This is a genomic window from Falsiroseomonas sp. RANM36, from assembly GCF_056682175.1.
Window position 1 is genome coordinate 1,122,062 of record NZ_JBWXTD010000003.1, and the last position, 7,279, is coordinate 1,129,340.

Genomic DNA, 7,279 nt, shown 5'->3' on the forward strand with positions numbered 1-7,279 from the left:
GCGGGGGGCGGCGCGCCGCCGCGGCGGGGCGTGGGGGGGGGGGGTGCGCGGCGGCCTGGCGCGGGCCCCGGCCCGGCGGCCCCCCCCGCGCGCCGCGGGCGCCGCGGCGCGCGCCGCCAGGGCGGCGAAGGCGAGGCGGCGGCTGCCGGTCTCGGCCCCGAGCGCCCTGGCGCGGGCCGCCAGGGTGTCCAGCGCCGTCGCATCCAGGCCCGGCCAGTCCCCTGGCTCGAAGCGCGCACGCTCGGCGACGACACCGGGCAGGCTCGTGGCATCCACGGCGATGCGCGCCGCCGGCCCGAGCGCCATCCCGCGCAGCACGAGATCGCCGCCGAGCGTGGTGAGCCGGCGAAGATCCAGCACGCCCCGCTCCAGGCGGGTATCGGAGAAATCCGCGCCGCCACGCAGCGCCGCGCCGGCAAGGTCCACGCCATCGCCGAAGCGGCAGAGGCGGAAATCCGCGCGCGCGCCGAACACTGGCACGGAAAGGGCGAAGGGCGTGTCCGCCGTGGCGTCGGGCAGCGCGAAGACGAGGCGCCCGGTCCGGCAGCCGCGGAAGGACACGTCCTCGCGGAAGGTGGCGCCGATGAAGCGCATGGGTGCGGCACCGGCCACGATGCCGGTGAACCGCGCCGGACCGGCGAAGGTCGCCTCGTTGAACATCGGCCCTGCGGCATCGGCGAAGCGCGCGCCGTCGAAGCCGGCGGCGGCGAAGCGCGCGCCGCTGAAGTCGGCGATGCCGCCGAAGTCCGAGAAGGCGAGGTCGGCGCCTTCGCCCTCGAATCGCGCGCGCCGCGCAGAGACGCTGCCGGCGAAGGTGCAGCGGCGGCAGGCGAAGCCCTTGGTGAACCGCGTCTCCTCGAGCGCCACACGGCCGGCGATGCGCGTGCGCTCCAGCACCAGCGGATGGTCCCAGCTGCTGCGCGCGATGCGCAACGCGCCGAGTTCGGCATCGAGAATCTCGACCGCGGCATCCGGCGCGCCGCGCAGGCTGCCGGTGATGCGCAGGCCCAGCAGCAGCAGCGTGCCGGATGGATGCGACAGCCCCGCCAGATCGAGATCGCCGGCGATCTCGACATCCGCGAGGCGGCCGTCCTGCCGCAGGATGGCGCGCGCCGCCTCGCCGTCGAGGGGCGCGGCCCGTGCGCCGGCCGCGAGGATCAGCGCGGCCAGCAGGAGCAGGGCGCGCATGCCGCGCTCAGCTCGCGCAATCCGCCGCCAGCGCCAGGCTCGGCCGATCCGCGCAGCGGCACAGCCTCCCGTCCAGCGCGGCGAGGAGGGCGGCGAAATTCGCACGATCCTCCGCGGTCGCGCGCGCGGCGAACTGGCCTTCGCGGAGCATCCCCTCCGCCAGGGCGAAGGCGGCGCCCGCGCCAAGCGGCGGCTCCGCGGCGGCGCAGCGGCGCCGCAGCGCGGTCCAGGGCTGCTCGACGGCGAGATCCACCATGTTGCTGCCTTGTGCGAAGGGGGGCAGCGGCGCGGCCAGCAACGTGAGCCGCTGGCGCAGCAGATCGAGGATCTCGTCCGGCGCCGCGCGGCGATACTGGCCGAGGCGCGCCTCGAAGACCTGGCGCGCCGCGGGATCGGGCGCGGGCTGCGCCACCGCCGGCGGCGCGGCGAGCAGCGCAAGGGCAAGCGCAAGGGCGAGGAAGCAGAGCGACTCGTAAAGCCGTTTGGCCATGGTCGAAGCCTCCCGTACCGAGGGGTCGGGGCAGGGTGCGGCGATCGGGCGCCCGATTCAAATGGTTCCGACGGAAGGGCCTGGCACCGGCGGGCCGCTTCGGCGTGGCGGCCCGGAACGGCAGGCCGAATTGTTTCCTGGCACTTCCCGGCACCGGAAAACGAAACCGCCGGCCCCGATCGCTCGGCAGCCGGCGGTCTGAACTGGTGGAGCCAAGGGGAGTCGAACCCCTGACCTCTTGAATGCCATTCAAGCGCTCTCCCAACTGAGCTATGGCCCCGCACGTCTTGGGAGGCGCGCCGTATAGCGGCCGCCCCCCACCCGCGCAAGGGTGGGTGGCGCATCGAATCCGGCCGCCGCGACCCCTTCCAACCCCGCCCGCCGCCCAATAGGGTGCGGCGCAGCAACCGCACAGGGACGGCCGCACGCCATGCGCAAGGTCCACAAGGACGCCCGCGATGCCCTCGCCGGGCTGCTCAAGGACGGAATGACCATCATGTCCGGCGGCTTCGGCCTCTGCGGCGTGCCGAGCCTGCTGATCGAGGCGATCCGCGAGAGCGGCGTGAAGGACCTGACCGTCATCTCCAACAATGCCGGCATCGACGGCGTCGGCCTCGGCATGCTGCTGGACACGCGGCAGATCCGGAAGATGGTCAGCAGCTATGTCGGCGAGAACGCGACCTTCGCGAAGCAGTACCTGGCCGGCGAGCTGGAGATCGAGTTCAACCCGCAGGGCACGCTGGCCGAGCGCATCCGCTCCGGCGGCGCCGGCATCCCGGCCTTCTACACCAAGACCGGCGTCGGCACGCAGATCGCCGAAGGCAAGCCGACCGCGGTCTTCGACGGCGAGACCTATGTGATGGAGCGTACGCTCTTTGCCGACCTCGCCATCGTCCACGCCTACATGGCCGACCATGAGGGCAACCTCCGCTACCGGAAGACGGCGCGGAACTTCAACCCGATCATGGCGACGGCGGCGAAGGTGACGGTCGCGCAGGTGGAGCATCTGGTGCGCCCCGGCGAGATAGACGCCGACGACATCCACACGCCGGGCGTCTTCGTGAAGCGCCTGATGCTCTGCCCGGCGGATTTCGAGAAGCGCATCGAGAGCCGCACCGTCCGCAAGCATCCCGCGGCCGCTGCCGGCCCGGATCACCTCCCGCGGTAAGGAATCGAGAAAATGCCCTGGACCCGCGACGAGATGGCGGCGCGTGCCGCCCGCGAATTGCAGGACGGCTTCTACGTCAATCTCGGCATCGGCATCCCGACGCTGGTGGCGAACCATGTGCCCGCCGGCATGACGGTGCAGCTGCAATCCGAGAACGGCATGCTCGGCCTCGGCCCCTTCCCCTATGAGGGCGAGGAGGACCCGGACCTGATCAATGCCGGCAAGCAGACCATCACGCAGCTGCCGACCAGCAGCTTCTTCGACAGCGCGCAGAGCTTCGGGATGATCCGCGGCGGGCATATCGACCTGTCCATCCTGGGCGCGCTGCAGGTGGCGCAGAACGGCGACCTCGCGAACTGGATGATCCCCGGCAAGATGGTGAAGGGGATGGGCGGCGCGATGGACCTGGTCGCGGGCGTGAAGAAGGTCATCGTGCTGATGGAGCACTGCGCGCGCGGCGACGAGCCGAAGCTGCTCAAGGCCTGCAACCTGCCGCTGACCGGCAGCCGCGTGGTGGACATGGTGATCACCGATCTCGGCGTGTTCAGCATCGACAAGAAGGGCGATGGCGGGATGACGCTGGTGGAATGCGCCCGCGGCGTGACCGAGGCCGAGATCCGCGCCAAGACCGAGGCGGAGTACAAGGTGGCCGTCGCCGCCTGACCCCGCGGCGCCCCGCCTAGAGCAGCGCCCGATCGACTGATTCCAGTCGATCGGAACGTGCTCTAGTGGCGGGGCGTCAGCGCGCCAGAAGCACCGCCAGCATGACCGTGCCGAGCGCGATGCGGTACCAGCCGAAGGGCGTGAAGCCGATGCGCGCGATCACGTTCATCAGCCAGCGCACCACCAGCAGCGCCACCACGAAGGACACGAGGAAGCCGACGCCGATCTGCGCCATGCCGCTCATGTCGAGGTCGGCGCGCGCCTTGTAGAGCGCGTAGACGGTGGCCGCGAACATCGTCGGGATCGCCAGCACGAAGGAGAACTCGGCCGCGGTGCGCCGGTCCACGCCGACCAGCAGCGCGGCGATGATGGTGGCGCCGGAGCGCGAGGTGCCGGGGACCATCGCCAGCGCCTGGCCGAACCCGATCAGCAGCGCCGCCAGCGGCCCGATCTCCGGCACCGAGCGGATGGTCGCCGTCGGGCGCCAGCGCTCGATCGCGATGATGGCGATGCCGCCCAGGATCAGCGCGGCGCAGACGACATAGGGATCGAACAGCGCATCGTGGATGACGCGATAGAAGGTCGCGCCGATCACCATCGCCGGCAGGAAGGCGAGCAGCAGGTTGATCGCGTAGAAGCGCTCCGGCCCCGGCCGCCAGGCCTTGAACAGCAGCCGCATCAGCGTCGGCCAGAACACCACCACGACCGCCAGGATCGCGCCGAGCTGGATCGCGATCTTGAAGGTGTTGCTGTCGGGCCCGGTGAAGCCGATCAGCTCGCCGAGCAGGATCAGGTGGCCGGTCGAGGAGATCGGCAGGAACTCGGTCAGTCCCTCCACCACGCCCATGACGATGGCGGAGAGGATCGCGCTGGCATCCATCGTCGGCGGGCTCCCGGGATGGCGCTACATAGCGGCGGGGGCCGCGCCGGGCCAAGCCGCCGGCGGATGAACAAAAGAAAAGCCCCGCCGCGCCGCTGCGCGACGGGGCCCTTCGCCGCGAAGGCGTCAGCGCACCGTCTGGGCGGCGCTGAAGGCGAAGTTGTCGAAGCTGTTTTCCGCCACGCGGAACCACTGGAACTGCTCTGTGCGGAAGCGGAGGTAGCTCTCCATGATCTTCCGGAACTTCGGGTTCTGCTGCATCAGGTCGGCCGTGACCTCCTCGTTGGCGCGCCATGCGGCTTCCATGATCGGGCGGGGCCAGAACCGCAGCTGCGCGCCGGCGGCGATCAGGCGGCGCAGCGCCGGCGGGTTCGCCGCGTCGTAGCGCGCGACCATGTCGCTGTCGGCTTCCGCGCAGGCGACGTCGATGGCCGCCTTGTAGAGATCGGGCAGCGCCGCCCAGGCGCGCTGGTTCATCATGAAGTGCAGCCGCGCGCCCGGCTCCCAGAAGCCCGGCGCGTAGTAGAAGCGCGCCACGCGCACGTAGTTGGCGCGCTCGTCGTCATGCGGGCCGACGAACTCGACGGCGTCGATCACGCCACGCTCCAGCGAGGGATAGATGTCCGCCGGGGCGATCAGCGTCGGCACGGCGCCGAGGCGGGTGAAGAGCTGGCCCGGGATGCCGGGGATGCGGAACTTCAGGCCGCGCAGCTGCTCGAGCGAGGTGATCTCGTTGCGGAACCAGCCGCCCATCTGCGCGCCGGTGTCGCCCGCGGTCCGCGCGACGATGTTGTAGTCGGCGAAATGCTCGTTCGCGAGGTCGTTGCCGCCGCCCAGGCGGAACCATGAGGTGAGCTGGCGGGTGTTGAGGCCGAAGGGGTAGGCGGTGAAGGGCGCGAAGGCGGTGTCCTTGCCGATGTAGTAGTAGGACGCCGTGTGGCCGCACTCCAGCGAGCCCTGCTGCAGGGCGTCCACGATCTGCAGGGCGCCCACCACCTCGCCGGCCGGGAAGGTCTGGATGCGGAACTTGCCGTCGGTGAGCTGGCCGACGCGGGCGGAGATGCGCTCCAGCGTGCCGTAGAGGATGTCGAACACCCGCGGGAAGGCGGACTGGCAGCGCCAGCGCACCTCCGGCAGGGTCTGGGCGAGGGCGGGCGTGGCGAGCGCGACCGGGGCGGTCGCGGCGGCGCCCATCAGGGCACGGCGGTTCATTGGTTCCTCCCGGGAAAGGGGCGGCGCGGGCCCCTGCCCGCGTCCAGCCGAGGCTTAATGCATCCCGCAGGAGCCGAGAATAGGCGTCGTTGCGCCCGGGGCCGGGCCGCCGCCTACAGGATGAAGCCCACCAGCACCGTCGCGGCGGCGATCATCTGCAGCAGGTTGGCCCAGACCGAGAGCCGGTGCGCACGGTCGAAGCCGCGCTGGGCCGCCGCATCGCCGGCCTTGGCCGCGTCGGACAGGGCGTTGATCCGCGGCATCAGCACTTGGCGCAGCCAGACGGCGACGCCGGCGATCACCGCCATGAGGCCGGAATCCGGCTTGGAGAGCGGAAAGAGGGCCACCGCCGCGGCGGCCGCGCAGCCGGCGACCCATAGGTAGTAGCGGGGGAAGAGACCCCGCAGGAACCGCCCCGCCGGCTCGGGCGGCAGGGCGCGAAAGACCACCGGCGCGACGAGCGCGGCGAAGAAGGCCATGCCGCCGAACAGCAGCGCGGCGGCGAACAGGGCGATGAGGGCAAGGAAGGTCACGGCGCGCTCCGCTATGGCCGCACCAACTTCGGCCCGCCGGCGATGCGCGCAATAGGGGGGAAGCGCCATGGACCGCGACGCGGCCAATGCGCCCGGCCGCCATGTTGGTGCGATGCGGAACCCGGGCAGGGCGGCACGGTTTCTAGCGGGTTGATCGCAGCCGGTTACGGAGTGGGTGAATGGCGCGGACAGTGCTGATCGTGGAGGACGAAATCCTGGTGGCGGCAAGCCTGCAGGCCACGCTCGAGGATCTGGGCTACGAGCCGATCGGGATCGCTCCCGACGCGGAGGCGGCGCTTGCGCTGGCGGCGCGGCGCCCGGCGATCGCCCTGGTGGACCTCAATCTGCGGGACGGCGAGACCGGCTCGGAGGTGGGGGCCAGGCTGGCGGCGGAATTCGGGGTCGCGGTGCTGTTCGTCACGGCCAATCCGCGCCGGCTCGGCGCCGGCGTGCCAGGGACGCTCGGCGTCCTGCCCAAGCCGGCTGACGACGAGGACATGGCCGCGGCGCTCGACTATGCGGCGCAGGCGCGGCCGGGCGTGGCGCCGCCGCCGCCGTTCCGTCCGTTCAGCCCGTAGCGGCCGGTCGCACCAGGCGCGACGGTCGCAGCGCGACGTCCACCGCAAGCCCCTCTCGGTTCCAGTGGCGGCCGATCGTCCCGCCATGCTGCTGTTCGACGCTCATCGCCGCGAGAATGGTGCCGAAGCCAGTTCGCGCGGGTTCCCCCGGCACCGGCGGGCCGCCGCTCTCCTCCCACCGGATGCTCAGGCGGTCGTTCGCCAGGTCGCATCGGCTGCTGATCGTCACCCGCCCGTCCTCGGTGGAGAGCGCGCCGTATTTCGCGGCATTGGTGGCGAGCTCGTGGAAGAGCAGCGCAAGGGTCGTCGCGCCATGGTCGTCGGCAGGGACGTCGTCGCCGGCGATGACGATGCGGCCCTCCTGGAATGCCGGGTACGGGAGGAACAACTCCCGCAGCATGCCGTGCAGGGACGCATCGCCGATCACAGGCTTCGAATCCTCGCTGTGCGGCCGGGCGAAGTCGTGCGCCCGGCCCAGCGCGGCGATGCGCGTGGCCAGATCGCGGGCGAAGTCCCGGGCCCCCCGCGGGCGGGGCGCCGGCCGGCGGAGGAGCGCCCGCGGGACGG

9 protein-coding genes and 1 tRNA gene are annotated in these 7,279 nt (G+C 71.8%); 3 read left to right on the forward strand and 7 right to left on the reverse strand.

Going from position 1 to position 7,279, the window contains the following annotated elements; all coding sequences use genetic code 11:
• From AC1MIR_RS10245 to AC1MIR_RS10255, 3 genes are all read right to left on the reverse strand, one after another.
• Positions 1 to 1,188 (reverse strand): pentapeptide repeat-containing protein (locus AC1MIR_RS10245; RefSeq protein WP_480028065.1); only part of this gene is annotated, 1,188 nt, incomplete at its 3' end.
• A 7-nt stretch (positions 1,189 to 1,195) separates the two neighbouring features.
• Complete coding sequence (locus AC1MIR_RS10250) at positions 1,196 to 1,678, reverse strand: hypothetical protein (RefSeq protein WP_480028066.1); 483 nt, start codon at positions 1,676 to 1,678, stop codon at positions 1,196 to 1,198.
• Between the two features lie 204 nt (positions 1,679 to 1,882).
• Positions 1,883 to 1,958, reverse strand: a tRNA-Ala gene (locus AC1MIR_RS10255).
• Between the two features lie 150 nt (positions 1,959 to 2,108).
• Here AC1MIR_RS10255 and AC1MIR_RS10260 point away from each other — a divergent pair.
• Together AC1MIR_RS10260 and AC1MIR_RS10265 are read left to right on the forward strand one after the other, a co-directional pair.
• Positions 2,109 to 2,846, forward strand: a complete 738-nt coding sequence (locus tag AC1MIR_RS10260; protein ID WP_480028067.1) for a CoA transferase subunit A — start codon at positions 2,109 to 2,111, stop codon at positions 2,844 to 2,846.
• Positions 2,847 to 2,858: 12 nt separating this feature from the next.
• Positions 2,859 to 3,509 carry a CoA transferase subunit B gene (locus AC1MIR_RS10265; RefSeq protein ID WP_480028068.1) on the forward strand — a complete coding sequence of 217 codons (651 nt, stop codon included), beginning with the start codon at positions 2,859 to 2,861 and terminating at the stop codon, positions 3,507 to 3,509.
• A gap of 76 nt (positions 3,510 to 3,585) precedes the next feature.
• Here AC1MIR_RS10265 and AC1MIR_RS10270 read toward each other — a convergent pair whose 3' ends face one another.
• The 3 genes from AC1MIR_RS10270 to AC1MIR_RS10280 all read right to left on the reverse strand — a co-directional run bounded on the left by AC1MIR_RS10270 (position 3,586) and on the right by AC1MIR_RS10280 (position 6,134).
• The gene (locus tag AC1MIR_RS10270; protein WP_480028069.1) at positions 3,586 to 4,389 is read right to left on the reverse strand and encodes an undecaprenyl-diphosphate phosphatase; all 804 of its coding nucleotides are present in this window, start codon (positions 4,387 to 4,389) and stop codon (positions 3,586 to 3,588) included.
• A gap of 126 nt (positions 4,390 to 4,515) precedes the next feature.
• Positions 4,516 to 5,601, reverse strand: a complete 1,086-nt coding sequence (locus AC1MIR_RS10275) for a TRAP transporter substrate-binding protein (protein ID WP_480028070.1) — start codon at positions 5,599 to 5,601, stop codon at positions 4,516 to 4,518.
• 113 nt (positions 5,602 to 5,714) lie between these two features.
• Complete coding sequence (locus AC1MIR_RS10280) at positions 5,715 to 6,134, reverse strand: DUF4149 domain-containing protein (RefSeq protein WP_480028071.1); 420 nt, start codon at positions 6,132 to 6,134, stop codon at positions 5,715 to 5,717.
• Positions 6,135 to 6,313: 179 nt separating this feature from the next.
• Here AC1MIR_RS10280 and AC1MIR_RS10285 point away from each other — a divergent pair, with 179 nt between their 5' ends.
• Positions 6,314 to 6,712 carry a response regulator gene (locus AC1MIR_RS10285; RefSeq protein WP_480028072.1) on the forward strand — a complete coding sequence of 133 codons (399 nt, stop codon included), beginning with the start codon at positions 6,314 to 6,316 and terminating at the stop codon, positions 6,710 to 6,712.
• Here AC1MIR_RS10285 and AC1MIR_RS10290 read toward each other — a convergent pair.
• Entirely contained in the window at positions 6,702 to 7,139 is a 438-nt protein-coding gene (locus AC1MIR_RS10290; RefSeq protein WP_480028073.1) for a hypothetical protein, read from the reverse strand. The two genes, AC1MIR_RS10285 and AC1MIR_RS10290, sit on opposite strands and share 11 nt — an antisense overlap.
• Positions 7,140 to 7,279 lie beyond the last annotated feature (140 nt).